Genomic DNA, 26980 nt, shown 5'->3' on the forward strand with positions numbered 1-26980 from the left:
TGTTCACTCTCCTTGTATGCTTTAGCGGGTATTACAATTTGAGTGTAACATAAATGGCTTTTTTATTTGTCTCGCTTAATTATACAAACGGCGTGATTAATAAATAACAACTTCTTTCTATGAAATTGCAAAGCATTCATCTTCTTTTCCGCTAACGATATATCCGTCAGTGCTTGGTACACTTTACTAAAAAGTATGAGATTGCCGATATCTGGATAGGTGTGCTATACTACAGAAAAAGATATACGATCTGCCACCGGGTAGGATAAAGAGGATGATCATTCCATTAGGTCTTTGAAGGGATGATTTTCCTCTTTTTGTGTATTTTTTTATAGTTAAGGAGGAATGTAAGTATGGCATGGATGGAATTAATCATAGCAGGAATTTTGGAAGTATTCTGGTCAACGATGATGAAATGGAGTGATGGTTTTTCTAAAATCAATTATTCTTTTTACACAGTGATTGGCATGATTGCTAGTTTTTACTTTTTGTCAAAGGCAATCAAAAGTTTGCCGATGAGTCTCTCTTATCCTATCTGGACAGGGATTGGCGCAGTTGGTTCGGTCATAATTGGTGTGGTCTTGTTTCATGATAAGCTGAATCTTTCCACTTGGTTCTTTGTGGGGATGCTACTCATCAGTATCATTGGCATCAAGATTACTAGCGGCCACTAGACACTTGGAATAAGTACTGATCAGAAAAAATAAGCCTTTTTATTTAATATTCAATTTTTTTATGAAAAAATAAGAAATAAGTCCAATGACCTAGCGACTTCTCCACTCATCAGGTGTATGCTTGTACTATCTATAGAAAAGGAGTGAATATTTTTGAAAAGTCTTTCGGTCCAAGAATTATCCAAGAACTTTGGTCACAAACAAGCCCTCAGCGATGTCAGTTTTAGCTTATCCCCTGGCAAAATCGTTGGATTAGTAGGTCCTAATGGCGCTGGAAAAACAACGATCATGAAAGCTATTTTAGGACTGATCCATTACTCAGATGGAACAATCTGTATTGGTGAAAATGAGATTTCTCCCTCTAGTCATAAAGGGTTGGAACAAGTAGGAGCATTGATCGAATACCCGGGTATCTATCCATTCTTAACAGGCTATGATCATCTGAAGTTATTCTCTGAAACCAACGATGTATCTGCTATCGACACTATCGTGAATCAGCTCAAGATGGAAAAGTACATTCACAAAAAAGCGAAATCCTACTCGTTGGGAATGAAACAAAAATTGGGAATTGCTCTTGCCTTACTGAACCATCCGTCTATCGTTATTTTAGATGAGCCGATGAACGGTTTGGATCCACAAGCAACAAGAGATGTGCGAAAAATCATTACCGACTTGGCTACTCAGGGCACCTCTTTCTTGATCTCCAGTCACTTACTCAGCGAGCTTGAAAAAATGGTCGATGAGCTGATCCTGATCAATCAAGGAAAGATCATCAAACAATGTACAATGGCTGAATTGAACCAAACAGCGCAAGATTTCATCGTTATCTCTACAACAAATGATCTAGCTGCTCGAACGATCTTGACAGAAGCTGGATATACTTTGGAAGATCCTGATAAAATCAAGCTTTTAAAAGAAAACGAAGAATTATTAGGAACCGTGATCCAGCTATTGTCTGCACAAAATATCCATGTGACAGACGTCCAGCATCTGACGAATGATTTGGAATCTTCTCTATTGGAAATTCTGGATTCAGTAAAGGGGGAAGAAGAAAAATGACATTGCTTGTAAAACAAGAATTATTTAAATTGATCAAGAAAAAGTCAACTGCTGTTTTATCTGTTCTATTAGTTGTTTTGCTCATAGGAACAGCACTTCTAGCCAAAAAATACACGACGATCATTGATCCAGTTGAAATGACTGCTCAGCTTTTTAGTGCCACATCTTGGATTGTCTTTATCATGATTGCAGCTGCAAGCACGATCATTTCGATGGAAGCACAATATGGTACATTGAAAAATCTCCTTTATCGAAAGTATTCTCGAGGAGAAATATTAGTAAGCAAATGGATCACATTAGTTATTTATTCTGTTTATTTATACCTTTTAGCTATTATTGTCACTGTGTTGATGAAACTGATTCTTTTCCCTTCGATTTCCTTCACGGAGAAGGTTTCTACTGGTCAAACACTGATCCAAAGCTTGTTCACTTATACTTTGGGTAGTTATACCGGTTTATGGCTGATTTTAAGTTTAGTGTTGATGATTGCTTGCTTTATCAATAGTTCCGGTGCATCCATCTCAGCAGGAATCGTCTTTTATTTTGCTTCGTCAATCATATCTGGTATCCTTATTGCACTCATCCAAAAATGGGAGTGGATCAAATGGAATCCGATCAGTATGTTGAATCTGCAAAACCAAATTGGAAACGAAGAGATCATGAAGCAATTGACTCATCTTTCTACTAATCAAATGCTATTCGGTAATTTAGCTTACATCGTTTTGTTCTTAGCATTAGGATATCTCGTATTTAAGCGAAAAAATGTATGATGACTCATCAAAAAAGAGGCTGTGAAAGAGACGTTCAGCCTTATTGCCGATTGGCTGTCTCTTAAACACCGTTTATTCTGAAAAAGGAGCTGTGACAACATTTGTGTCACAGCTCCTTTCCTAGTATGTTTTTGAATAAACGACAGGCTCACAACCTCTCTTTATACTTCTTTTATACTTCTATACGTGAAGCATCCCAGTGGCAAATAAAACCATTGCAATCACTCCGACCATCGTCACACCTATAAGTAAAATCTTATCTAAGTGGATATGTTGTACAGGCTCGTTTTGCTCCTTACGTGCTTTGAGGTAAAAATAAATGCCTGGCAAGAAAAGAACAAGAACAAGCATTACTTCATTAAAGGCTACGACTAGCATAGCCCATACTTGAAAGGCACTTGCTAAAAGCCCTACTAAAAATTGGACCCATTCTTTCCGCTGATAAGAAAGTTTCATTTGGTACAATCCTAAGAAAAGCCACGTGAAGAAAATAGCTGCTGTACCAAGTGTGTAAGCAAAGTTATAAGCACTGTCAGTGAATAATAATGAAAGTAAAAAGACATTCGTACATAACGTCGTCAATACGATAGCATAAGTTGGTGCCCCATTTTTGTTGAGTTTTCCCCATGCTTTAGGCAAAAGTCCGTCTTCAGCCATGTTTCCCATTGTTTCAATCGGTAAGATCGTCCATGAGAGCCAAACACCAACTAAAGAAATGATCAAACCGCCGTTGATCACGACTGCTCCCCATTTACCAACCATCATTTCAAACACATAGCCCATAGCAGGCTGCGCCTTGATCGTTTGCAGCTGATTCATCGTCATTGTCCCATATGGAAGCATGGAAACCAAGACGTAAATAATAATCAAGCCGAATATCCCTAGAATCGTTGCTTTCCCAACATCTGATTGTTTTTTTGCTCGTGAACCTACGACAGAGGCTCCTTCAATACCAACAAATACCCAAAGCATCACCATGATGCAACTCAATACTTGACTGGAAAACGGGATCGGCTGTCCATTCGCATTCAATATAATGTCGCTAGAAAAGTTATCAATGAATTGTTGGATCGAAAACGTGCTGATAGCTACTACAATAAATAAAAATAATGGCACTAATTTACAGAATGTGACGATAGCATTGACGAAACTAGCATTTTCGACTCCCCGATTCACTAGCCATGCATATCCCCATAAAAAGACTGTACTCATCACGATCGATGCCAGATTTTGCCCACCTTCAAATACTGGGAAGAAATATCCTAATGCGCTCATCAACAATGTTGCAAAAGCTACGTTGCCTAACCAGCATGTGAGCCAGTAACCCCAACCGCTGATAAAACCAGCGAAACGGCCAAAACCTTCTTCTGCGTAACTAAAGATCCCGCCTTTTAAATCTGGACGTTTTTTATTGATATTATTGATCGACAAGGAGAGCATCAACATTGCTGTTCCTACGAGTACCCAACTGAAAATAGCTGGGCCGCCAGCCGATCCGGAGATGTCCGTCATAATACCAAATACGCCACCTCCAATCGCTGAACCAATTACTAAGGCAGCAAGTGGAATTAAACCAATTCCTTTTTTCTGTTGCTCTGTATCCATGTAAGCATCCTCCAAAATAAAACCGCTTTTATCAAAAAGTATAACAAACCTTTTTTATTTTTACTTAATTAATAAAAACTTTAATAGAAATATAATTCTACCGGCTTTTTTCTCATTATACAAGCAAAGCGCCTAGTCCCTTTCCAAATTACACCACCAAAAAACTTAAAAAAGATGCTATACTAAAAGGAAAGAATTGGAGGATGATCCATGAACATTTTATATATATCGATTTCAGGAAATACGCGTGCCTTTGCCAAACATCTAGCAGAATATGCTGAAAAAATGCATGCAGAAGATCCTGTCAATCCTGAAGTTACTTTAAAAGAAATCCATGAAAATAGTGATTTTACGAAAGAAACAGAACCATTTTTTACTTTCGTTCCTACTTATTTAGACGGCGGAAATGGTTTAGATAACGGTGATACAGAAATCTTGACCGAAACGATGCGTGAATATCTGGAACATGAAGACAATCATAAACTTTGTCTTGGTGTAGTCGGTAGCGGAAATAAAAACTTCAATAATCAGTATTGTCTAACAGCCAAACAATATGCACAAACATTTGGCTTTCCTTTCTTGGCAGATTATGAATTACGGGGAACACCATCTGATGTGACACGAATTTATCAGATTTTAGCAGAAAACAATAAATAATAAAAAAGAAGAAGCTGAAAAATAGATTTCAGTTTCTTCTTTCGTTTCTATTGTTTCTATCATATTAAGCTTTGACATCCATCACAGGTGCTTTTGCTTTTGCTTTACCTGTTTTTTCCAAGACAAAGTTTTTTACACGATCCATATTGGTTACCAAGACGATCATGGATGTTTCTTTGCCTGCTGCTTTGATCGCTTCTAAGTCAGCTTCTGCTACAAGCGTATCAGGTGTCACTTGCTGCCCTTCTGTTACTTTCACATCAAATGGCGTACCGCCTAAGTCAACTGTGTTGATTCCCATATGAAGCAAGATTTCTAAACCATTTGGCGTTGTGATCCCAATAGCGTGTTTCGTTGGGAAGACAGAGCTGACTACCCCAGTAACTGGAGAATAGATATGTCCGTTTTCTGGTTCTACAAAGTAGCCTTCACCCATCATCTTTTGTGCAAAAACTGGATCACTTGCTTTATCTAAAGAAACAACTGTTCCGTCAGCAACTGATGAGAGGATAGTCACACTTTCAGCTGAAGTTTGAGGTACTACTTTTTCAGGCACTTCATTTACTGTGGCTGTTTCAGTCGCTAATTCTTCTTTTTCTAAACGGTCTTTAGGAATACCGAAGAAGAATGTAGCAACGAAGCCACCAGCATAAGCTGCCAATAATCCAAGGATGTAGCCTAACCATTTACCGTCAGAGATCAATGGGATCAAAGCGGCTCCTGAAGGTCCAATAGCGATAGCCCCGACATTTCCGATCATTCCGATCACTGCCCCGCCGATACCTCCACCGATACAAGCAGTAATAAATGGGCGTCCTAGAGGTAATGTTACTCCGTAAATCAATGGTTCGCCGATTCCTAGGATCCCGACTGGTAAAGCTCCTTTGATCATTTCTGTTAATTCTTTATCTTTTTTGCAGCGAATCCATAATGCCAATGCTGCACCCACTTGTCCTGCACCAGCCATCGCAAGAATTGGAAGCAATAGCGTACGACCAGTTTCATCAATCATTTGCACATGGATTGGAGTCAAAATTTGATGCAGTCCGAACATAACCATCGGCAAGAATAATGTGCCTAGAACGAAGCCGGCAAATGCTCCACCAACGCCAAGTACCCAGTTGATCCCACCGACCATGCCATCAGAAATGAAACCTGCTAAAGGCATGATGAAGAAAATTTCAATCAGACCGATGGCAATCAATGAAAGAGTTGGTGTAACGATGATATCTACCGCATCAGGTACTACTTTATGCAGTTTTTTCTCAACGATTGACAATAGCCAAACAGCGAAGATGACACCTAGGATCCCACCTTGTCCAGCTGCAAGAGCTTCACCAGTAAATAAGTTTTTCAGTGGTGCTTCCGGATTCATCCCTGTCAGCATCACAACGGCCCCGATAACTCCACCAAGAGTTGGTGTTGCACCAAAAACTTGTGCAGCATTGATACCTGTATAGATAACTAGGTAGCTAAACATCCCGTTTTTCAAGATGTTCATCACATCGATATATTGTTGCCATGTTGCTGCATCAAGTGTTCCGGCTGTGACTAAGTTTGCTAAAACTGCGGCAATCCCTGCCACGATCCCAGTACCGACAAATGCAGGAATCATTGGCACAAAGATATTAGAAATGTCTTTTAATACCGATTTGATTTTAGATGGTTTTTGTTTCGATTTTTGTGCCGCTTTCATTTCTTGTGCCCGTTCGTTTACACGGTCTTTTCCAGATGCTGATGAATTTGCTGTAGCTGCACTTACAGAAGAAAGTTTTTCTCCTAATTTCACGCCTGCCAAATCAACCATTTGCTGTGCTACTTTGTTCACTTTCCCAGGTCCGATGATGACTTGAAGCTGTTCATCTTCTACTACACCAAGCACTCCTGGAATCGCTTTTAATTCAGAGACATTTACAAGATCATCATTGATGATCTTCATACGCACACGAGTCATGCAGTGGACAATGCTTTCTACATTGCCCATGCCGCCTGCCCCTTTATAAATTTGTTTTGCCAGTTCTTCCAAAGTCAGTTCGTTTTTTGCCATGGTCTTTTCCCCCTCATAAGGTCCCTTTTACAAATCCGTTTGCTTCAGCTAATTTTGCTTGAGCTTCCTCTTTATCACTATTTGTCAAAATCATGACGATAGCCAGCTTAACATTTTGATCTGCTTCTTCAAAGTACTTTTCAGCTGTTTCGTAATCAGCTTCTGTCGCTTGCATGATGATTCGTTTTGAGCGTTCGATTAGTTTTTCATTTGTTGGTTTGACATCGACCATCAAGTTATTGAATACTTTACCTATACCAATCATACTGATAGTAGAAATCATATTCAAGATAAGTTTTTGTGCTGTTCCTGACTTCAATCGAGTAGAGCCTGTCAAAAATTCTGGACCTGCATCGACTTCGATTGGGAAATCCGCGTGTTTACTGATTTCGGCTTGTTTATTGCAAGAAATCGTTCCTGTGACAGCACCGATCGATTTTGCGTAATCTAATCCACCGATCACATATGGTGTACGACCGCTAGCTGCGATACCAATAACTATATCATTTTTTGTCAAATTCAGCTTGATTAGATCTTCTTGCCCTAGCTCATAAGAATCTTCGGCCCCTTCGACAGCTACAGTCATTGCTTCTTCTCCACCAGCAATTAGACCTATGACCATTTCCGGTTCTACACCGAATGTCGGTACGCATTCAGCAGCATCTAACACACCTAGTCTTCCACTTGTTCCGGCTCCCATATAAATCAGACGTCCACCTTTTTTAAAGGACTCAATCGTGTTAGCAATCACTGGTTCGATACTTGTCAGTTCTTTTTCAACCGCAGCGGCCACTTTCTGATCTTCTTTGTTCATTAGTTGAACGGCTTGAGAAATACTCATCTCATCTAATCCAAAAGTTTCTTGGTTTCTGCGTTCCGTTGTTAGGTTCTCTAAATTGATTTTGCTCATTTTTATCTTCCTTCTTTTCTTATAAATTGATAGTTCATACCAGCTTTGATTTGGTTGATCAATGGTAGCTCTTCTTTGATAACTTTAGCTACTACATTCACTTTTTCATCCGCTGGCAAATCATATTTGGTTAATTGGATCTCACCCATATAGCGCAAATACTTTTCGTTATCTAAAGTAATAGACCCTTTCATACGCGTAGCTGTATTTCTTGCTGGGATAGGCGGAATCTCTCGAAAACGTGCATCTGCGCTTCGTATGACATCTCTTGCATCGTCTTGCCGATTCGTATGCTTCCCTAATATATATTCGTAAAATTCTTCATCTACAGGTTCCGTATGGAGCAAGACTGTCTGTTCTTTTTGGAAAGAAGCAAATTGCTCCTGAACGTTTTCTGACAGACCTGCATCTCCGATGTAAACAATATCCGTGTTACTTGCTAATAGATCTAGAGCGCCTGCAAGAGGATGGATCCCTCGATGTTCTTCCAAAGTTGGCAATCCTTGATATAGTGGGCCTCTCAACTCTGTATCTCCTGGTACAAAACCTTGGACAAGGAGACCTTGAATTTTGAGCCATTGATTTTTTTTCTGATACCATTCTTTGTCCAGCCCTGTTTCGGGACGTGGATAATAATTATGCCAAGCTTCAATCTGTGAGAAATCAGCTTCTGCTTCTTTCAATTCATCGATATCTTTAGGCGTGATCGTGCTAGCATTCAAACTGATTTTCAATTGATGTGACCAGTCGGCAATCTGCTGATTGGAAATATGATAATCCATTCTTAAACCTGTTACACCAATTGCTTTCAAAGGCGTTAGATCTTCTAATGAAAAACCCGCTCGTTCCAATGCCTCTCCTGAAATATCGACCATCAATTCTAGTTTATTCTTTTTCGCTTCGCTTCCTAGTTCGATCAATCGCTTTTGATATGCCGAAACATCATCTTCTGGTATATGCATGGAAGTGAAAATACCGACAAAGCCATTGGATGCCATTTGGCGGATATACTGTTTCTTCTCTTCTGACAAAGAATCGTTCATAAATATTGAAAAGCCAAACATATTATCCCTCTTTTTCTGTATCCGTCTTCATTTCTATGACTAGAGTATATATCTAAAGAAACAAAATTTCAATACTTTTATTAAAATAATTAAATTTCATTTCTAAAGGTTGAGTTTATATTATCAAAAGAATTGTCATAACCTAAAAAAGACACTGCTAAGCAAAAGCAGTGCCTTGAAATATTTTATTTAAATAACACAAAAACATAATTACTCATAAGAAACCAATTCTGTATTATCTACCATGAATGTAAAGAACCCCTCATTAGGCATCGGATGAAAATAAGCATTGATCACTCTTATCAAGGCATTATGGCAAACTAACAGATAGACATTTTCTTCGTCTTCGATGCATTCTTTCAATAAAGGAACGATCCGTGCATACACATCTAAGACTGACTCCCCATTTGGGAATCGTACAGCGAACGCTAAACGTGCTTTTTGAAAGTTCTCATCTTTGCTTGGCAGTCCATCATAATCCCCAAAATCCATTTCTACCAATCGTTCATCAACGGTCAGCGGCAAGCTGAGACGATCAGCAACTGCTTGTGCTGTATCTCTTGCTCGTTGAAGAGGGGAATGGATGATTTTCGTGATTGGAACAGGCAAATCTACTACCTTTTCTGCTAGTTTCTGTGCCTGCATCTGTCCTTTTTCAGTCAGCGGCACATCTGCCCGTCCGCAAACTAATCCTTGTGCGTTCCAAGTTGTTTCTCCGTGTCTCGTTACATAAAGCATGTGATTCTCTCCTTCGTTGGCAAAGTTCCCCTTAACCATACCTTGTTGTTCTTGAGATTACAAGGGTTAGATTCTCTCAAGAGAAATAATCTCAGTAGATACTTTATCCAGGAAGGTTTGATCATGTTCCACTAGTAACATGGCAGGTTTCACGTTCAAGATCAGTTGTTCTAATTGTTCTTGATTGAAGACATCCAAATAATTCAATGGTTCATCCCATGTATATAGTTCAGCTGGCTGTGATAAAGATTTAGCCAATTCCACTTTTTTCCGTTGGCCCATACTCATCTGCTCGATCTTGTTATGAAAAACATCTCTTTCCATCCCAAGCTTTCGGAGGTTGTTCAAAAATGCTTGGTAGTCTACTTGGTTTTTCTCTGCAAATTCCGCCAACGTTCCTCGATTGTCTTCATAATTTTGGCTTGCATAACTAATGCTCAGATGTTTTGGCTGGTATTTTTCTCCTATAACCTTGCCGTTGAATGCCCCCAGAAGATAATGGATAATGGATGACTTTCCTGCACCGTTAGGACCTGAAATCGCCACCCGCTGATGAGGCTCGATTGTAAAATGAATTGGCTCGAATAACAGATTTTCATACCCTAATTGAAGATCTTCTACGCTTAAAAGTCGCTTATGGTGAGACGCTTGGCTATTCATCGTCAAAGAATCGATATATTCGATATCTTTTAATAGTTTTTCTTTCTCGCTGATCTGGGTCTCCATCCGATTCACGATTGCTTTGGATCGTTTCATCGTCCGTGCAGCATCAGCACCCACTGCTCCTTTATTCACTCGTCTAGATTCAGTATCGATGAATCCGACTTGTTTCTTTGTTTTATCTCCTTCTCGGGAACGAGACCATTCGGCTTTTTCAGCTGCTGTTTTCTTTAGCCTACTGACTTCTTTTTTCAATTTTTCATTTTGAGCCATTTCAAATTCATCACGAAGTTTTTTCTGTTCTTCATAGATAGAGAAATTCCCTTGATAAAGTTCCAGTTGACTTTTTTCGATTGCTAAAACATGGTCCACTACTTCATCGATAAATCCCCGGTCATGGCTGACCACGATGAAGCCTTGTTTTTTCTTTTTCAAATAAGCCGCTACTTGTTTTCTACCAGAGATATCCAAATGATTCGTTGGTTCATCGATTAACGGGAAATGAGTGTCATCCACAAATAAAAGTGCCAGTAGGACTTTTGTCTTCTCTCCCCCCGATAGTGTGCTGAATTCTCTCCATAAGATTTCAGGATCTGTTTGCATCAATTGGAGCTCTCTTTCGATTTCCCATATCTCAAAATCCGTAATATCATTTAACACGTAATAGGTTAAACGTTCTTTATCTTTTGTCTGTTGCGGGAAATAGGCAAATTCTTGCTGATGGATTACTTGCCCTTGATAAGGTAGTTTGTTTTGTAGAATATTCAGTAAAGTTGTCTTTCCTCGACCGTTTCGTCCGATAAGTCCTAGTTTCCATTGTGTGTCAAAATTTAGATTTGCTTGTTCAAATAATAATGTGCCTTGGCTGTCGTAGCCGAATGTCAGATTTTTTATTTCGATTTTAGACATTTTCCATCACCTCGTAAAAAAAGACCAGTCCTATTTTCAGAACTGGCTAAAGAGGATGCAAGGGTTGGATACACACAAAAAGACCCATACATCGAAAAAACCAAGCCAATCCCGAAAATCTGCACACTGCTTCCTTGTCTCCACAAGGTACAGTCTGAATGCAGCTTTCATCAATCGACTTAATTTTTCAATGCACGGATCCCTCACTTTGTCCTATATTTGAAATTACGATAGCATAAAGAAAATGATTTTGTCAACTACTTCGGGAGGATGGTGAAAAATCTGCTAAGTGTCTGTCCTAAGATTTTTGTTTTTTCTAATGTTTGCCTGTGTTCCATTGCTTCTTCTAAACCTATTGGACCCAAATGAATACTTAAGACAATTGGGAGAAAATCAGAAAGTCCTTCTAGCTCTTGGTCTCTACTTCCGCAAATAGCGATTATTGGTTTTCGATATTTTTTTGCAAGCACTGCTACACCGTATGGAACTTTTCCGTGGATCGTTTGCTGATCGATCCGCCCTTCTCCTGTAATGATGACATCTGCTTGTTCGATCTTTTTTTCCAATCCAGTGATTTGGCTGACTAAATCGAAACCAGAAACCATCTTCGCTCCCAACAAAAAAAGGGCTCCACCAATACCGCCTGCTGCTCCACTTCCTGGAATATCATCTAAATCCACCTCCCAGAAATCTTTTATTTGCTGAGCAATCTTTCCTGCTTGTTTATCTAAGAAAGCTAGCGTCGTATCTATTCCTCCTTTTTGTCTTCCAAATTGCCAAGCAGCTCCTTGTTGACCTGTATATGGATTGGTAACATCTGCAGCGATAATCAATTTTACTTTAGAAACAAGAACGTTTCTTCGATCAAAATGAAGTTTTTTAGTAGATAATAAAGGATTTCCTTCTGTGTACCCTTCTAAAGAAGCACCCAAGGATTGGAGTAATCCTAGACCACCATCGCTACACCCGCTTCCTCCTAAAGTGACAATAATTTGTTCTACTTCTTGAAGCAGTGCATCTTTAATAAGTTCTCCTAAGGCATAACTGGAAGCAAGTCGGATAGTTTGATCCGTTGGTTTATCAAGTAGATCTAACCCCAATGCTTGTGCAGATTCGATGACTGCGGTGTTTTTTCCTTGCCAAGTTGTCAATAAATAGCTGATTTTTCGCTGACGGAATAAGAGATCCATCCCATCAATGGTACGCCATGTTCCCCTGAGCGCGTAATAGATTGCTTCTGCAGTATTTTCTCCGCCATCTGCAATCGGCACATTGATTTTTCTTCCTTTACGATCTTCCCAGCCATTTAGAACTGCCTGATTTAGTTCAAATGAAGAAGCACTTCCTTTAAATGAATCAATTGCCGCCAAAATATCCATCTGTATCCCTCACTTTCTTCTTAAGTAAGACACTTTTTTTCATTTTTTTCAAACAAAACAATGCTATTTTCTTCCATTTTTCTATATACTAAAAGGGAACTCATTGAATAAAGGAGAGAAAAAACATGAAAATCGCAATAGCTGGGGCCGGAGCAATGGGCAGCCGAATCGGATTGATGCTACATCAAAGCGGAAATGAGGTCCTCTTGATCGATCGTTGGCCTGCTCACATTGAAGCCATTCGTACAAATGGGTTGATTGCTGACTTTAACGGTAAAGAAGTGGTCGCAAAACTGCCAATCTATTCACCAGAAGAAATCATCGAAAGCAACGAACACGTGGACTTGATCGTAGCATTAACAAAAGCCAATCAATTAGATGATATGTTTTGTTCGATCCAATCCATTATTACTGACAATACTTATGTTTTGTGTTTACTAAATGGATTAGGTCATGAAGATGTACTGGAAAAATATGTGCCAAAGAAAAATATCTTATTTGGGATCACGATGTGGACAGCTGGTCTAGCTGGTCCCGGAAAAGTCACATTGTTAGGTGATGGAGAAATCGAACTAGAGAACTTGGAACCAGAAGGCGAAGCATTTACAAAAAAAGTTGTAGAAGTCTTTCAAGAAGCAAATTTAAATCCGATCTATAGCCATAACGTTCGTTATTCCATTTGGCGAAAAGCTTGTGTAAATGGAACATTGAATGGTTTATGCACGATTTTGGATTGTAATATTGCTGAACTAGGCGCGCAAAAAGCGGCAGAGAGCATGGTTCGAACAATCGTATCTGAATTTGCTTCTATCGCAGCAAAAGAAGGAATCATACTAGATCAAGAAGAAGTGTACCAACATATTGCTTCTACTTATGATCCTGACAACATCGGGTTGCATTACCCATCTATGTACCAAGACCTGATCAAAAACCATCGTTTGACTGAAATCGACTACATCAATGGTGCCATTTGGCGAAAAGGACAAAAATATGATATTGCTACACCATATTGTGCCTTTTTGACCCAATTAGTCCATGCAAAAGAAGGAATCCTTGGCGCAGAATAAAAGGCTCTCTGATGAGAATCAGCTGAATCAGCAGCTGGTTCTCTTTTTTTAAGCCCAATAAAAGATCAAAAAGAAAACACAACTCTCATGATGCCATAAGAATTGTGCTTGTTTGTTTCAGTACATAATCTCTTCAAAATGTAGGTTTTTTATTTGTTTTCAACAGAGGAGAGGTCATATTCGTATTGCTCATAAATAGTGGAATCGTTAGTGATAAATCGTTTTGCCCAATTTTCTGCATCATAAAATTCCAATAGCTCTGATAGGATTGGCTTAAATGGTGTATGCAGAAATTCCGGTAATTCATCTAAATCACGTTCTCGAAGCAAAAAAATATTTTCAGGACGATAAAAATGATAATGAGCAATCGCTTGATTATCCGTCACTAGTTTCTTTTGAAAATACATGGATTCAAATGTCCGCAAAGTCACTCCTTGCTGACCCTCCCGCAACAGTTCCAGAATCCCGCGCGATTCCCCTGTTTTTTTCAGGTACTCTTCATAAGTAAGATATCCAGGTTGTTCATTCCCTCGATGTGGAAGAATGAAATAGTTGGTCGTAACATCTCTTTTTATAAATTCCTGCTTATAGCTTTCTGCTCGTTCTTTTCTCCCATTATTCGTTGCACCAAAAAATAGATCCGTCTTTGGTTCGCTAGAAGAAAAATTCATATGTTTCGAATAAAATGAACTATTATGTTTCAGCCCAAGTTCTTTTGCTTCCAAAAAATCAAAATGATAAATCTCATCGATTGCCGGTTCATCTTGTGCCTGCTTCAGCATCGCCTCGTGTTCTGCTTTGAAGTGATTCCAAAAAAATAACACAATTTTTGCATTGGTAAATGGGCGCACGCGTCGAGCCATCTCCATATCAAATCCATAATCTAAAAAAACGATCAGCTGATAATTTGCCAACTGTTGTCTAGCTGATTTAATGAATTCCGACTGTAGTAAATCTTTTCCGGACCAAACATCTAAAGAGCGGATGGAAGGCAAAAAATAAAGTGATTTATTTTTTGCAACTAGCAGTACGTCATTTTTGTTCATCTTTTCCGCCTCACTTTCTCTGTCACTTTTTCCTATGATAGCCTGTTTAAATAGTAAAAAGCCAGTAAAACGTTTCCTATATTTGTATGAAAATTTAACATTTGTATGAAAATATGATGAAATAAATCATTCTTCTATTAAAATTCGCCTAAAAGTTTTCTGAATAGTTGTAATTGTCTGAAAATTTGTTATCATTAGTCATTGTTAAATATTGCTATTTATTCTTAATATAAATTTTGATTGTGAATTTAAAAGAAAGAGGTCATTTATGGAAGATAAAAAATTGAAAAAACAACTTAGCTCCAGACATATCACCATGTTAGCTTTAGGTGGAGCAATCGGTGCAGGTCTATTTAAAGGAAGTGGCGAAGCGATTGGGATCGCCGGCCCTTCTGTATTGATTGCTTTTTTGATTGGTGGGCTGATTTTATATATCGTGATGAAAGGTCTGGGAAAAATCGTTTTAAGCGGTGGCGACACGCATCACGGATTATCTGGTTTGATACGCCCTTATCTAGGTGCTCATTCTGCTGATTTTACTGATTGGGTCTACTGGTCTATGTGGATTATCAATATCATCGCTGAAGCTGTTGCAGCTGCTTCCTTTTTGCAGTTGTGGTTCCCGCACATTCCAGCCTGGGTATTTGTTTTTATGTTGGCTGTTTTAACTACGATCATCAATCTTTATTCGGTACGGTTATTCGCAGAAACAGAATATTGGCTGGCTTTTGCTAAAATCAGTGTCATTATCTTACTGATCATTTTTGCTACTTATCTTGTCGGTCAGCAAATGTTGGGCACAGGCGTTTTCCCTACCCTTCAGCAATTGACTGACCATGGTGGGTTTACTCCTCATGGTATGAAGGGAATCATCAGTTCTTTGCTTGTAGTTATCTATTCTTACGGCGGTTCTGAACTGATTGCTATCACGGTAAGCGAAGCAGATGATCCTAAACGTGCGATTCCTAAAGCAATCAAAGGTGTCATGGGAAGAATCATTTCCTTTTACATCATTCCTTTGTTTTTGCTTTTGATTCTTTTTCCTTGGAATACTTTAGCAGGCACGAATGTCAGTCCTTTTGTGATGGTATTTGAAAAAATGAATATCCCATTTGCAGCGGATATCGTCAATTTTGTGATTGTCCTTGCTTTGTTCTCATCTATCAATTCGGGTGTGTATGCATCTTCAAGAATTTTGTTCTTCCGTTTGAAGGATCGAAAAGGTTCCTCTAGAAAACTAGCTGTTTTAAACAAGCATCAAGTACCGCAACGTGCTGTTTTATTTTGTACCAGTGTTCTTTATCTTGGTGTAGCTCTTTCTTATTTTGTCGGTGACAAATTATTTGGCTATCTGGCAGGTTCCCTTTCGTATACAGTATTATTGATCTGGATCATTATCAGTGCGGCATCCTTTGTACTGGCACTAAGAAAAGGAACATTATGGGATAAAGGAATCAGCTTTTTTGCATTAGCTGTCTTAGGATTGATTTTCCTTGGTATCCTGTTCACGAACTCCATTGGGGTAACTGTATTGACTGGCCTGCTTTACCTGTTCATTTATTTCAGTTATCAAAAAAAGAATGATGCGTTCGTATTGACGAATGAATGAAATCGATAGAAAATTTTATTTTATTTATGTGGAATAGATGGAGCTATTGAAGAAAGGAGTTGTGACAAAAGTCTTGTTGCAACTCCTTTTTCCGAATAAACAGTCTCATGACCTCTTGGTAAACGGTGTTCAAAAACCCTCTGTGCAAAATAATTGATTGTTCTCCATGCTCATGACATGATAGAAGAAAGGAATGAAAAGAAGGAGTTTGTTTTAAATGAAAAAGTATTGGAAGTTTTTGTTGATGATCGGTGTTTCAACGGTAGTTATGTTTGGTATGATGTACTTGAATGTCTATGCGCTCGATCATATCTTCTTCAGTCGTACACGAGTATTCATGGCGTTGATGATGGGTGCAGTCATGGCAGTCATCATGCTGTTGTTCATGTGGAAAATGTATGAAAACAAAAAGATAAATGTTATGATCTTAGCCGCTAGTCTTCTTGTTTTTGCCGGTTCCTTGTTTATGGTACGAAGCCAAACTACTGTCAACGACACAGCTTGGATGAAGGCCATGATTCCTCATCATTCTATCGCTATCCTGACAAGTAAACGAGCTGATTTAAAAGATCCTGAAGTAAAAAAATTAGCGGAAGAAATCATTCAGGCACAAGAAGAAGAGATCGACAAAATGAAAAAAATGATCAAAGAAATGGAATGACCATTATCCGTCCAAATAAAAAAAGAGGATGTTCCAGAAGTTATCAGCTTCAAGAAATAAGAAGAAGCTACTTCTGGAACGCCGTGAATAAGGGGTTGTGAAAAAGCTGCCCTGCATCAAGTAATAAGAACAGCCAAACAAAAATAGCTTCTCCTATTTTTCGTTTGGTTAGGCTTATTACCGCAGATGCAAGCTTTTGAACACCGTTTATCGAGAGGTTGTGAAAAAGTCGCTTAGTTTCGCGTATTAAGAAAAATTTTGTGAAAATGGCTTTCCACATTTTTGTATAAATTTGGCTTAATACCGAGAAACTGGCTTTCGAATACCGTTTATTCGTAAAAGGGATTGTGACAAAAGTCTTGTCACAATCCCTTTTTATGTTTTTATTGTTCTAATTGCGCTGTCTTGCTTACTGCTTCTTGCGGTTTCACAAATTTTTTTGAGATTCCCCAACCTGTGAAGGCACTGACCATCGAAAACACAGGAGAAAGCAAACTGAAAAATACGAATGGCAAGTAAGTGAGTGTAGGAATACCAAATGTACTTGCTACGAAACTTCCGGCAATTCCCCAAGGCACTAAGTAGTTGATTACTGTTCCACCATCTTCTAGCGTTCTACCTAATACAGTTGGATCAAATCCTGCTTTTTCATAAGTTTCTTTAAATGCATTACCAGGCAGAATAACAGATAGGAATTGTTCACCAATAAAAATATTTACTCCGATACTTGTCATCAATGTTGTAAAAATCAATTTTGGTGTGTTCGTCATCTTTCTTGATACTCGTTCCATCACGGTTGAGATCAAGCCAAATTCGATCAACAATCCACCTAATGACAAAGTTAGAATAATCAATGACACAGTAGGCATCATACTTTCGATTCCTCCGCGGCTAAGCAGTGAATCGATTTGTTGGTTTCCAGTATTTGAAACAAACCCTGATTCGATGACCCCAGCCAACTTCGTTAAGGAAGTTTGTGGGTTTTGAATAAAAATCATTCCTACTGCTACAGCGATATTCAACAAAATCGTTAAAATTGCCGGCACCTTTTTCCATGCACACAGTAACATTAAAAATAAAGGAATCAGTGACCAGATTGAAATAGTAAAGTTTGCTTCTAGAACATCAGTCACTTCACGAATAGATGAAAGACTTGCGGCTTTACTTGTGTGTCCTAAAATCATGAATAAAAAGAAAGAAACAACAAATGCCGGAACAGTTGACCACATCATATGCTTGATGTGTTTGAACAAATCGGCATCAACAATAGCTGCTGCTAGATTTGTTGATTCGGATAATGGAGACATCTTATCTCCAAAAACGGCACCTGAAACAATAGCTCCAACAACCAGCGCTGGATTTAAGCCTAGTGTTGTCCCAATACCGAAAAATGCAATCCCAATCGTTGACATAACAGTAAAGGCACTCCCTACAGCGCTACCTACGATTGCACACACAACAAATACAGAAGGGACAAACCACTGGACACTGATCAATTTGAACCCAATGACCATTAGAGTTGGAATGATCCCTGCTTGTATCCATACAGCAATCAATGAACCGACTAAAATAAAAATAAAGATTGGGATGATTCCTGGTTTGATGCCATTGATGATTCCTTCGTGCAGCCAATCTGTCGGGTATCTTTTTATCACTGCATACAACATGACCATTCCGATCGCTGCTAAGATCGTGATATTAGGTGAGACCTTTAATCCGACAACGCCAATCGCAATGCCTAAAACAATAACCATTAATACAAGTGTTGCTTCTAAAAAACTTGGTGTTCCTTTTTTTCCCATGATAATCTCTCCTTTTTTAGTTGTTCTTATGTTCTAAAAAAGTTAAGATATCGGATTACTCCGCCGCAATTCATCCGCGATTCCTCCTTTATAAAAATAAAAAGACCTGTTTTAAACTAAGGACGAATGACTCCGCGGTACCACCTTAATTAAAAACAGATCTGTTTTTCACTTTCAAACTTTTATTCAAATGTATGGACTTTCCATGTAATTCGTCAATTAGGCTTGATCGGTTCACAGCGACCACCGACTTTCTGAACAAAACACCTAACCGCTACTGCGTGAAAAGTTGACTTGTACGAAGTTTACCTTCCATAAGATCATTTGTCAATGAAAAAGAAAATATTTTTTCATTTTTCTGAAAATTATTTTTATAACTTTCACACACAAGTTTATTTTTTACTAGAAAGTAGCACCCTCTTGTTTTTTTCTTGCTACTATTTCTTGATGTTCTTGCTTGATTCTTTCTAATAGCTTTGGCTCTTTCAACAGATCAAGAGCTGTATTGGCGAGTAGTTCTGCTGCAATCGCAATAGAAGCAAGGCCTTTGTCACTTTTAGCAGCAGCTTTGAATTCTTCTGTGTGTCCGGCAATATATGTCTCAGAGATTGCTACCGTAGGCTGGATTGTTGGTATGACTTGGCTGACATTTCCTACATCAGAAGAACCGAGACTTGTTCTTTGTTCCGTTTCTATTTCTTCATCTGGAACACCTGCTTCTTTTGCATGCTGGAAGAATAAGTCATCAAAAGAAGGAGTAACGATGACATCATCAACTGCATTTTGGAACAATCCAAACTCAAAAGTCGTGCCCGTACTTATCGCAGCACCTCGTACGATATTTTCCACTTTTTCATATACTTTATCTAATGTTTGCCGATTTCCTGCACGTAAATAGAAACGTCCAGCAGCGTAATCTGGAATGACGTTGGCAGCTACTCCTCCGTCTGTAATGATCCCATGGATATTGACATCTTTTGGCAATTGCAAGCGTAGAGCGTTGATTCCATTAAACACTTGGATCAATGCTTCCAAAGCATTTACTCCTTTTTCAGGTGCTGCTGCTGCATGGGAAGCGACACCGTAAAATTTGATGTCGACTGGATCATTCGCTAAAGATTCTGTCGTTTTCCCATAACGAAAAGCTGGATGGACGCATAACGCTACATCGACATCCTCAAAAAAACCTTCTCGAACAAAGCTGCCTTTAGCTGATCCGTTCTCGCCCCCTTCTTCCCCTGGGGTGCCATATACACGGATTTCTCCACCAGTTTCATCAATGAATTGCTTCACTATGCTGGCGGCTAATACGGAGTAAGTACCAAACAAATTATGCCCGCATGCATGACCAATACCTGGTAAAGCATCGAATTCTGCCAAAAAGGCAATTGTGGGACCGGGTTTATTGGAAATATAACGTGCATCAAAGGCTGTTCGGTGTCCAGCTACTTCTTTTTCTACCCAAAACCTTTCTTTTTCTAATTGTTTAATCAACGCTGCTGAGGAATAAAACTCATAGTTACTTACTTCAGGATGTTCGTGGATATCTAGAGCAAGTGCTTGATATTCTGGTAAACGATATTGGATTAGATCCTTCAATTGGTTTGTTGAGATTGTTGTTGTCATAAAAAATTCCTCCTATGCTAGTCATTTTTCTTATTTTCTCCCGAATGTTTCCCATGCAGGCACGCTTGATCCTTTTGATGTTTTCTCGATTACTTTGACTGTGTCTTCTGTTTGATAAGCGTCTACTATTTTTTGATACGTTTTATTGTTTTCATCTTCTTTTCTTGCAACGATGATATTCACATAAGGACGTGCATGGTCATCCACTGGTTCTAAGAAGATGGCATCAGAAGCAGGATTAAATCCAGCATCTACAGCTACACCGCTATTGATCACTGAAATGTCTACATCTGACAAAGCACGTGCTGTTTGGGAAGCATCTAATTCAGAAATGTCTAGATTTTTTCTATTCTCGGTAATATCAGAAACAGTGGGCGCTTGTCCTTTTGCCTTATCCACTTTGATCAATCCAGCAGTTTGCAATAACAGAAGAGCTCTGCCGCCATTTGTAACATCATTAGGGATTGCTACTTTTGCTCCGTCTTTGATATCAGCTACATCCTTCAAAGTGTTAGAATAAATTCCCAGCGGTGCATTGACAGTATTTCCGATCGATACTAAATCAGTTCCGTGTTCTTTATTGTAATTGTCTAAAAAGAATTGATGTTGGAAAGAATTCAAATCAATCGATCCATCTGCTAAAGCCACATTTGGTTGATTGTAATCTGTAAATTTCACGTATTCCAAATTAATGTTCTCCTTTTTCAAACGGTCTTTCACGTTGTCCCATACATCTGTATCTTCTCCAATAATCCCTAGTTTTACGATAGTTTCTTTTTTGTCAGTTGTATCTGCTTTTCCTTGGCTACACCCTGCCAACCAAATAATTGCTACAAATGTAATGACTACAAAACGAATAATTTTTTTCATTTTTTCTCCTCCACTTTCAATGTGTAATTTTTTTAATCAGTTGATTACTGATAAATTGACTTAAAAAAACTAAGATTAGAATCAATAATGTAGCCACAATCGTTACATCTGTTTGGAATCGATTATACCCTCTCGATATAGCAAGATTCCCTAATCCGCCTGCACCTACTGCTCCAGCCATGGTAGTCAGTCCGATCACGTTGATGATAGTCAACGCCGAGACCCGAATGATACCAGGCAAACCTTCTAACAAATACACACGTAAAATGATACCGATTGGACTGGTTCCCATCGCTTCTGCCGCTTCGATCACCCCAGGATCAACTTCTAGCAGTGCGTTCTCGATTTGACGAGCAAAAAACGGAACAACTCCAAAAATCAATGGCACTAAAGCTGCTTTCGCACCAATCGTCGTTCCAACTAAGAAACGAGTAGTCAATGCTAAAAGAGAAAGCAAGATAATGAAAGGGATGGAACGAATGATATTGATCAGCTTATCAAGTATTTCAAATAGCAGACGGTTAGCTAGTAATCCATTAGGGCGTGTCACTACTAACGTCACACCTAAGATGATTCCAATCATCCCGCCAATGAATGCTGTCCAAAAAGACATATATAGTGTTTGCTTCGTCGCTTCGACAAATTCATCCGGAATCAAATAAACATTGGGCAAATATGTTTTAAAGAAATCAGTCATTTTATCTTCCTCCTTCGATCACTTTGATACGACTATCTAATTCGTTTTTTTGTAAAATATTTATTTTTACACCAGATTTGATCAAATAATCCAATGCTTTTTGCCGCTGTTTGGTTTCTCCAGCTAAAGTAACGATCAAACTCCCTAACGGCGTTTCTTGTAATAACTCTACATTGCCATATAAAATATTCGCTGTTACTTGATATTTGCTGTACAGATGAGCGATTAGAGGTTCGTTCGTCTGATTTCCAATATAACTTAATTCCACCAGCCATTTATTGGCGATCTGATCGGCAAAAGCAGAATGGGCAATGATCGTTTCTAATGCTTGGTCAAGATGAGTAGCTGTTCGAATAAAATCTTTGGTCAATTCTTCTTCAGGATTGCTGAAGATCTGGATGCTGCTACCTTTTTCAACGATTCTTCCATCTTCCATAACCGCTACCTTGTTGCAGATTTCTTTGACAACTTGCATCTCATGAGTGATCAGGACGATTGTTAAACCTAACTGGCGATTCAATTTTTTTAACAATGCAAGGATCTGAAGGGTCGTTTTCGGATCAAGTGCACTGGTTGCTTCATCACATAATAATACCTTAGGTTCATTCGCCAAAGCTCGTGCGATTGCTACTCGTTGTTTTTGTCCCCCCGACAGTTGTTTAGGATAAGCAGATGCTTTTTCTTCCAAACCGACAAGTTCCAGTAGTTCATTCACTTTTTGACGACGTTCCTGTTTCGATTTTCCAGAATACTTTAAAGAAAAATCAACGTTGTCAAAAATAGTTCGGCTTTCCATTAGATTGAAATGCTGAAAGATCATACCGATGGCCTTTCTTTCTTTTCGCAATTCTTTGGGAGAGAGCTGACTCAAATTCGTCTGATTGACAATGACTTCTCCTGCTGTTGGTTTCTGCAGCAAATTCATCACACGAACTAACGTACTTTTCCCTGCACCTGAGTAACCGACGATTCCATAAACATCGCCTTTTTCAATCGTTAAATCTACAGAATCTACTGCCTGTATCTCTTTTTCTTTTTGTTTGAAACATACAGAAACATCTCGCAATTCAATCATTAAAATTCCTCCTTATCTAAAAAAAGCGTCCTCAAGAAAATGAAAATGTCATTTTCTTGAGGACGCTTTTTTGCGTGTTACCACCTCATGTTCAAGCTGTGTTCACACACAACTCCTCTTCAAGTACGATCATACTCTAGCAAGATATCGGTCGCAGCCGTCATCGCCTTACATCTATGCTCGGGATGAATTGCTCGATGGCCATTTTCCAATAGTCGTTCCTTGCTTCTTCTCAGCTACCGAAGCTCTCTGTCAAAGGTTCTTCTATCGTACTTACCATTTCAATGCAAATAATATTCAAAAAAAAATCCTTTTACTAACATAAACTATGTCAGTAAAAGGACGACGTATCGCGGTACCACCTTTTTTCGGAAGTTTCCTTCCCTCAAGCCCAACATCTCAAAAAGAGAGATTGGCGTTCGTTTTAACGGTCGAACAGTTCCGAATTTGCCTACTTATCGACAAATTATTCTCCAAGGCCATTTTCAGCTTTTCTTACTTGACTCTTCTCACCAGCCAGAGCCTCTCTGCAAAGTTTCCAAACTTACTTTCCTTTTCAACGAAATCGATATTTTGTTGTTGGGATTAATCTACATGAGGAAAACTAAAAAGTCAAGCACGAAATTCAAATTATTTTTTCTATATTTATTTTTCTGTTTTTTTATCTAACATTTCAATAACAGTTCGAAGATCTTTTCCTTCAGCAAGAAGTTTCAATTTTTCCTTTTCTTCGACGGTATAATTTCGGACAAAACTGGAATCAGGTATCAAAACAACGCCTAATCCTGCTCGTGAAGCAGCTGTTGCTCCTACTAAAGAATCTTCCACTGCAAAGGCTGAACTAGCTTCTAATCCTGTTCGTTCCAAAGCTGTCAGATAAGGAATCGGTGAAGGCTTGTTCTCCGACACTTCGTCTCCGAATGTAAACGTGTCAAAGTAATCAGCTAATTTAAAGTGATCCAAGATATCTGTTGCTCTTTTCGTAACAGTGGTCGTAGCAATGCCTAGTTTCATATGACGTTCTTTTAAGTCTGCCAATATTTCTTTTGCATATGGTTTTAAGTGGATGGCTCCGCTTGTCAGCTGTTGATAAAAATATTCTTCACGCTTCGCTCGGACTTCCTGTACTTTTTCAGGGCTACCTGCTGCTTTCACTAAAATATCAAAACTTTGTTTCCAGTTTTTTCCGCCCCAAGCGTCAACGATTTCTTTTGGGATATGGATATCAAATTGCTGAAATCCCCAAAGCCAGCCATCACGATACGTTTTTTCTGTGTCAACTAACAAACCATCTAAATCAAATATTGCACCTTTCATCTATACATTAATCCTTTCCAAAACAATACACATAGTTTAGCACGACTGGTCCAAAAAGAACAGAAGCAAAGAACCAGCCTTCTCGTTTATAAGAGTTCTTGGAATCGACGGATATAGATTTTCTTCACAGCTGTCACAAGCGCCAGATAAGCGATGACTGTAGCAAATAACCATAACCAGTAATTGCCAGGAAGTGGCATCAAGCCTAATTCAGCACCAAAACTTGTAAAAGGAAGGACAGAACCGACAATAATTCCTAATGTAGTGATAACAAACATGGCAAATGTTGCGTTGCTTTGGATAAATGGTACTTTCGGTGTACGCAGTGCATGGAGCACTAAGGTTTGTGTCCATAGTGATTCGACAAACCATCCTGCATGGAATAATGCGATGAAAATCACTCGCTGTGAACTATCCAATGTATGGAAACTTCCGCCCACTACAGCAGGACAAATAACAAAATACATCAACAAGTAAGTAGTAATATCAAATATCGAACTTGTTGGACCAAAGTAAACCATGAATTCCCCAATACTAGATGCATTCCATTTTTTTGGCTCGTCCAAATATTCTTTATCCATCCGATCCCATGGCAAGGAAATGCAGGAAACATCATAGATCAGATTCAAAAACAGAAGTTGTAAAGGCAGCATTGGTAAAAATGGCAGGAACGTACTTGCAATCAGCACGGAAAACATATTGCCAAAATTAGAACTTGCTGTAGCCTTGATATATTTCATGATATTTCCAAAAGTTTCTCGTCCAGAAAGAAGGCCTCTTTCCAAAATCGTCAAATCTTTTTCTAAAAGGATCACGTCTGCAGATTCTTTCGCAATATCCACAGCTGTATCTACAGAAATACCGATATCAGCCACTTTCATTGCAGGAGCGTCATTGATACCATCTCCTAAAAATCCGACAGTATGACCATTTTTACGTAAAGCTGTCGTCAAACGTGCTTTTTGCTGAGGATTCAATTTTACGAATACTTCATGGTCTTCAGCTACTTGTGCTAATTCATGATCACTCATTTCCGAGATTTTCTCACCGGTAACCAATTCATTGATCTCTAGACCTACTTGACGGCACACTGAACGTGTAACTAATTCGTTGTCCCCAGTCAGAACTTTTACAGCTACACCATGTTCTTTCAGAGCTTTCAACGCTTGTTTCGTTGTTTCTTTTGGTGGATCAAGGAAAGCAAGATAACCAATCAGAACCATGTCTGACTCATCTTTGACTGAAAATTCTCCAACGACGCTTGGATTGGTCTTTTGTGCGACACCAATCACTCGTAAGCCATCTTCATTAAGTGACTGTACTTTTGCAAGTACGGCTTCTTTTCGTTCTTTTGTTAATGGTGTAACAGTACCGCCAAGATCAATAAATTTAGAAATGTTCAGCATTTCTTCAATCGCGCCTTTTGTGATCATTTGTGTTTTACCAGCTGGATCAGCAACCACAACACTCATACGGCGACGTTCAAAATCAAAAGGAATTTCATCCACTTTTTGATAATTGATCTTATCTGTATCTAAAGTTTCTGTTGCTTCATCAATGATAGCCACATCTAACAAATTTTTCAGCCCTGTTTGATAGTAGCTATTTAGATACGCATGGCGCAAAACACGATCATCTTCATTTCCTTCACAATCCATATGATATTCAAGAATGATTTTATCTTGTGTCAATGTCCCCGTTTTATCCGTACATAAAACATCGATTGCACCAAAGTTTTGGATGGCATTCAAATTTTTGATCACTGTTCCTTTTTTGGCCATCACACTTGCTCCTTTGACCAAATTCGTCGTAACGATCATTGGAAGCATTTCAGGTGTTAGACCAACTGCTACAGATAGTCCAAAAAGAAAAGCTTCTAGCCAATCCCCTTTTGTAAGCCCATTGATGACGATAACTGCTGGAGCCATCAATGACATAAATTTGATCAGTAGCATGGATGTTTTATGGATGCCTAATTCAAAGCTTGATTGAATTGGTTTTTCAGATAGCGTTTCTGCTACATGACCAAATAGTGTTTCATTTCCAACAGAAACAATGATTCCTTCCGCACTTCCACTGATGACATTACTTCCCATAAAGACAAGATTTTCGTAACTTGTTTCGCTTTGCTGATCGTCTTCACATACTTTCGCATGCTTTTCTACTGGATAGCTTTCCCCTGTCAATGCTGCTTGGGAAATGAATAAATCCTTTGCGGACAATAAACGCATATCCGCTGGTATCATATCCCCTGCTGAAAGCCGAACAAGATCTCCACAGACGATTTCTTCCATAGGAATCTCTGTGTACTTTCCATTACGTTTTACAGCTGCCGTTACTTTCACAAGTGATTTCAGTTTTTCAGCCGCTTGATTGGAACGTACGGACTGAATCAACGTCATTGTCCCGCTGACGATAACCATAGTGAAGATAATGGCTACACCGAAAAGATCTTTATCTCCAGGAGCTGCTAATACATATTCTGTGATGAATGAAATAATTCCTAATGCGATCAACACTAATGTAAATGGCGTGATGTATGCTTTCAATATTTCTACGATGAATGGTGTTTTTTTGCCATATGAAATCGCATTTTCACCGTAATTTTCTCTTGAACGTTCGATTTGTTCTTCTGTCAATCCATTTGCTGATGCATGGAATAGTTCAAATAATTCTTGTTTCGTTTTTCCAGCAAAAGCTGCATAGATTTTTTGTGTATCTTTCTTTTTTTCCATCTC

22 protein-coding genes and 2 other annotated features are annotated in these 26980 nt (G+C 38.8%); of the genes, 7 read left to right on the forward strand and 15 right to left on the reverse strand.

Features of this window, described 5'->3' with window-relative positions:
• The first annotated feature begins 353 nt into the window (after nt 1-353).
• The 3 genes from DIZ30_RS05450 to DIZ30_RS05460 all read left to right on the forward strand — a co-directional run bounded on the left by DIZ30_RS05450 (nt 354) and on the right by DIZ30_RS05460 (nt 2503).
• Nucleotides 354-674: a multidrug efflux SMR transporter gene (locus DIZ30_RS05450; protein ID WP_002287086.1), complete on the forward strand. Its 321-nt coding sequence runs from the start codon at nt 354-356 to the stop codon at nt 672-674.
• Between the two features lie 153 nt (nt 675-827).
• The gene (locus tag DIZ30_RS05455; RefSeq protein WP_002287087.1) at nt 828-1733 is read left to right on the forward strand and encodes an ABC transporter ATP-binding protein; all 906 of its coding nucleotides are present in this window, start codon (nt 828-830) and stop codon (nt 1731-1733) included.
• Nucleotides 1730-2503: an ABC transporter permease subunit gene (locus tag DIZ30_RS05460; RefSeq protein WP_109023132.1), complete on the forward strand. Its 774-nt coding sequence runs from the start codon at nt 1730-1732 to the stop codon at nt 2501-2503. Before DIZ30_RS05455 ends, DIZ30_RS05460 begins: the two co-directional genes overlap by 4 nt.
• Nucleotides 2504-2683: 180 nt before the next feature.
• On the opposite strand, the gene DIZ30_RS05465 is transcribed toward DIZ30_RS05460, so the two are convergent.
• The gene (locus DIZ30_RS05465) at nt 2684-4108 is read right to left on the reverse strand and encodes a basic amino acid/polyamine antiporter (protein WP_002287090.1); all 1425 of its coding nucleotides are present in this window, start codon (nt 4106-4108) and stop codon (nt 2684-2686) included.
• Nucleotides 4109-4318: 210 nt separating this feature from the next.
• On the opposite strand from DIZ30_RS05465, the gene nrdI reads away from it, so the two are divergent.
• Nucleotides 4319-4765 carry a class Ib ribonucleoside-diphosphate reductase assembly flavoprotein NrdI gene (gene nrdI / locus DIZ30_RS05470; protein WP_002287091.1) on the forward strand — a complete coding sequence of 149 codons (447 nt, stop codon included), beginning with the start codon at nt 4319-4321 and terminating at the stop codon, nt 4763-4765.
• 64 nt (nt 4766-4829) lie between these two features.
• On the opposite strand, the gene DIZ30_RS05475 is transcribed toward nrdI, so the two are convergent.
• From DIZ30_RS05475 to DIZ30_RS05500, 6 genes are all read right to left on the reverse strand, one after another.
• Nucleotides 4830-6812: a glucose PTS transporter subunit IIA gene (locus DIZ30_RS05475; RefSeq protein WP_002321137.1), complete on the reverse strand. Its 1983-nt coding sequence runs from the start codon at nt 6810-6812 to the stop codon at nt 4830-4832.
• A 13-nt stretch (nt 6813-6825) separates the two neighbouring features.
• The gene (murQ, locus tag DIZ30_RS05480) at nt 6826-7722 is read right to left on the reverse strand and encodes an N-acetylmuramic acid 6-phosphate etherase (protein WP_002287094.1); all 897 of its coding nucleotides are present in this window, start codon (nt 7720-7722) and stop codon (nt 6826-6828) included.
• A gap of 2 nt (nt 7723-7724) precedes the next feature.
• Complete coding sequence (locus tag DIZ30_RS05485; protein WP_002321136.1) at nt 7725-8786, reverse strand: DUF871 domain-containing protein; 1062 nt, start codon at nt 8784-8786, stop codon at nt 7725-7727.
• 210 nt (nt 8787-8996) lie between these two features.
• Complete coding sequence (locus DIZ30_RS05490) at nt 8997-9524, reverse strand: histidine phosphatase family protein (RefSeq protein WP_002296174.1); 528 nt, start codon at nt 9522-9524, stop codon at nt 8997-8999.
• Between the two features lie 66 nt (nt 9525-9590).
• Nucleotides 9591-11093, reverse strand: a complete 1503-nt coding sequence (eat(A), locus tag DIZ30_RS05495; protein ID WP_002296175.1) for an ABC-F type ribosomal protection-like protein Eat(A) — start codon at nt 11091-11093, stop codon at nt 9591-9593.
• 257 nt (nt 11094-11350) lie between these two features.
• Nucleotides 11351-12472, reverse strand: a complete 1122-nt coding sequence (locus DIZ30_RS05500) for a glycerate kinase (protein ID WP_002289891.1) — start codon at nt 12470-12472, stop codon at nt 11351-11353.
• Between the two features lie 125 nt (nt 12473-12597).
• On the opposite strand from DIZ30_RS05500, the gene DIZ30_RS05505 reads away from it, so the two are divergent.
• Nucleotides 12598-13539 carry a 2-dehydropantoate 2-reductase gene (locus DIZ30_RS05505; protein WP_002296177.1) on the forward strand — a complete coding sequence of 314 codons (942 nt, stop codon included), beginning with the start codon at nt 12598-12600 and terminating at the stop codon, nt 13537-13539.
• Nucleotides 13540-13688: 149 nt separating this feature from the next.
• Here the strand turns inward: DIZ30_RS05505 and DIZ30_RS05510 are convergent, their stop codons facing one another.
• On the reverse strand, nt 13689-14585 hold the full coding sequence (locus DIZ30_RS05510) for a hypothetical protein (RefSeq protein WP_002290034.1): 897 nt from the start codon (nt 14583-14585) through the stop codon (nt 13689-13691).
• A gap of 268 nt (nt 14586-14853) precedes the next feature.
• Here DIZ30_RS05510 and DIZ30_RS05515 point away from each other — a divergent pair, with 268 nt between their 5' ends.
• Both DIZ30_RS05515 and DIZ30_RS05520 read left to right on the forward strand, forming a co-directional pair.
• Nucleotides 14854-16194, forward strand: coding sequence for an amino acid permease (locus tag DIZ30_RS05515; RefSeq protein ID WP_002296179.1), 1341 nt, complete (start codon nt 14854-14856; stop codon nt 16192-16194).
• A gap of 217 nt (nt 16195-16411) precedes the next feature.
• On the forward strand, nt 16412-16855 hold the full coding sequence (locus DIZ30_RS05520) for a DUF305 domain-containing protein (RefSeq protein WP_002299975.1): 444 nt from the start codon (nt 16412-16414) through the stop codon (nt 16853-16855).
• Between the two features lie 383 nt (nt 16856-17238).
• Here DIZ30_RS05520 and nhaC read toward each other — a convergent pair whose 3' ends face one another.
• The 7 genes from nhaC to mgtA form a co-directional block, all read right to left on the reverse strand.
• On the reverse strand, nt 17239-18657 hold the full coding sequence (nhaC, locus tag DIZ30_RS05530; RefSeq protein ID WP_002293307.1) for a Na+/H+ antiporter NhaC: 1419 nt from the start codon (nt 18655-18657) through the stop codon (nt 17239-17241).
• Between the two features lie 402 nt (nt 18658-19059).
• Nucleotides 19060-20283 (reverse strand): M20 family metallopeptidase, encoded by a 1224-nt coding sequence (locus DIZ30_RS05535; protein WP_002293788.1) that lies wholly within the window; start codon nt 20281-20283, stop codon nt 19060-19062.
• A 30-nt stretch (nt 20284-20313) separates the two neighbouring features.
• Entirely contained in the window at nt 20314-21153 is an 840-nt protein-coding gene (locus DIZ30_RS05540; RefSeq protein WP_002296185.1) for a MetQ/NlpA family ABC transporter substrate-binding protein, read from the reverse strand.
• Nucleotides 21154-21169: 16 nt separating this feature from the next.
• Nucleotides 21170-21850, reverse strand: coding sequence for a methionine ABC transporter permease (locus tag DIZ30_RS05545; RefSeq protein WP_002293786.1), 681 nt, complete (start codon nt 21848-21850; stop codon nt 21170-21172).
• Nucleotide 21851: 1 nt separating this feature from the next.
• Nucleotides 21852-22925 (reverse strand): methionine ABC transporter ATP-binding protein, encoded by a 1074-nt coding sequence (locus tag DIZ30_RS05550; protein WP_002333785.1) that lies wholly within the window; start codon nt 22923-22925, stop codon nt 21852-21854.
• A gap of 55 nt (nt 22926-22980) precedes the next feature.
• Nucleotides 22981-23219: a binding site (T-box leader), on the reverse strand.
• A gap of 41 nt (nt 23220-23260) precedes the next feature.
• Nucleotides 23261-23494: a binding site (T-box leader), on the reverse strand.
• A gap of 76 nt (nt 23495-23570) precedes the next feature.
• Nucleotides 23571-24242, reverse strand: coding sequence for an HAD family phosphatase (locus DIZ30_RS05560; RefSeq protein ID WP_002321117.1), 672 nt, complete (start codon nt 24240-24242; stop codon nt 23571-23573).
• A gap of 86 nt (nt 24243-24328) precedes the next feature.
• Nucleotides 24329-26977 carry a magnesium-translocating P-type ATPase gene (mgtA, locus tag DIZ30_RS05565; RefSeq protein ID WP_002296188.1) on the reverse strand — a complete coding sequence of 883 codons (2649 nt, stop codon included), beginning with the start codon at nt 26975-26977 and terminating at the stop codon, nt 24329-24331.
• Between the last annotated feature and the right edge of the window lie 3 nt (nt 26978-26980).

Source organism: Enterococcus sp. H57 (assembly GCF_003112495.1).
Classification (GTDB): domain Bacteria; phylum Bacillota; class Bacilli; order Lactobacillales; family Enterococcaceae; genus Enterococcus_B; species Enterococcus_B faecium.

Coding starts and splice junctions, on each gene's coding strand:
- nrdI (WP_002287091.1), top strand. CDS start 4,319: ATGAACATTTTATATATATCGATTTCAGGAAATACGCGTGCCTTTGCC.
- DIZ30_RS05500 (WP_002289891.1), bottom strand. CDS start 12,472: ATGGATATTTTGGCGGCAATTGATTCATTTAAAGGAAGTGCTTCTTCA.
- murQ (WP_002287094.1), bottom strand. CDS start 7,722: ATGAGCAAAATCAATTTAGAGAACCTAACAACGGAACGCAGAAACCAA.
- DIZ30_RS05490 (WP_002296174.1), bottom strand. CDS start 9,524: ATGCTTTATGTAACGAGACACGGAGAAACAACTTGGAACGCACAAGGA.
- DIZ30_RS05545 (WP_002293786.1), bottom strand. CDS start 21,850: ATGACTGATTTCTTTAAAACATATTTGCCCAATGTTTATTTGATTCCG.
- DIZ30_RS05460 (WP_109023132.1), top strand. CDS start 1,730: ATGACATTGCTTGTAAAACAAGAATTATTTAAATTGATCAAGAAAAAG.
- DIZ30_RS05550 (WP_002333785.1), bottom strand. CDS start 22,925: ATGATTGAATTGCGAGATGTTTCTGTATGTTTCAAACAAAAAGAAAAA.
- DIZ30_RS05560 (WP_002321117.1), bottom strand. CDS start 24,242: ATGAAAGGTGCAATATTTGATTTAGATGGTTTGTTAGTTGACACAGAA.
- DIZ30_RS05520 (WP_002299975.1), top strand. CDS start 16,412: ATGAAAAAGTATTGGAAGTTTTTGTTGATGATCGGTGTTTCAACGGTA.
- DIZ30_RS05485 (WP_002321136.1), bottom strand. CDS start 8,786: ATGTTTGGCTTTTCAATATTTATGAACGATTCTTTGTCAGAAGAGAAG.
- mgtA (WP_002296188.1), bottom strand. CDS start 26,977: ATGGAAAAAAAGAAAGATACACAAAAAATCTATGCAGCTTTTGCTGGA.
- DIZ30_RS05510 (WP_002290034.1), bottom strand. CDS start 14,585: ATGAACAAAAATGACGTACTGCTAGTTGCAAAAAATAAATCACTTTAT.
- DIZ30_RS05475 (WP_002321137.1), bottom strand. CDS start 6,812: ATGGCAAAAAACGAACTGACTTTGGAAGAACTGGCAAAACAAATTTAT.
- DIZ30_RS05535 (WP_002293788.1), bottom strand. CDS start 20,283: ATGACAACAACAATCTCAACAAACCAATTGAAGGATCTAATCCAATAT.
- DIZ30_RS05540 (WP_002296185.1), bottom strand. CDS start 21,153: ATGAAAAAAATTATTCGTTTTGTAGTCATTACATTTGTAGCAATTATT.
- DIZ30_RS05515 (WP_002296179.1), top strand. CDS start 14,854: ATGGAAGATAAAAAATTGAAAAAACAACTTAGCTCCAGACATATCACC.
- nhaC (WP_002293307.1), bottom strand. CDS start 18,657: ATGGGAAAAAAAGGAACACCAAGTTTTTTAGAAGCAACACTTGTATTA.
- DIZ30_RS05465 (WP_002287090.1), bottom strand. CDS start 4,108: ATGGATACAGAGCAACAGAAAAAAGGAATTGGTTTAATTCCACTTGCT.
- DIZ30_RS05505 (WP_002296177.1), top strand. CDS start 12,598: ATGAAAATCGCAATAGCTGGGGCCGGAGCAATGGGCAGCCGAATCGGA.
- DIZ30_RS05450 (WP_002287086.1), top strand. CDS start 354: ATGGCATGGATGGAATTAATCATAGCAGGAATTTTGGAAGTATTCTGG.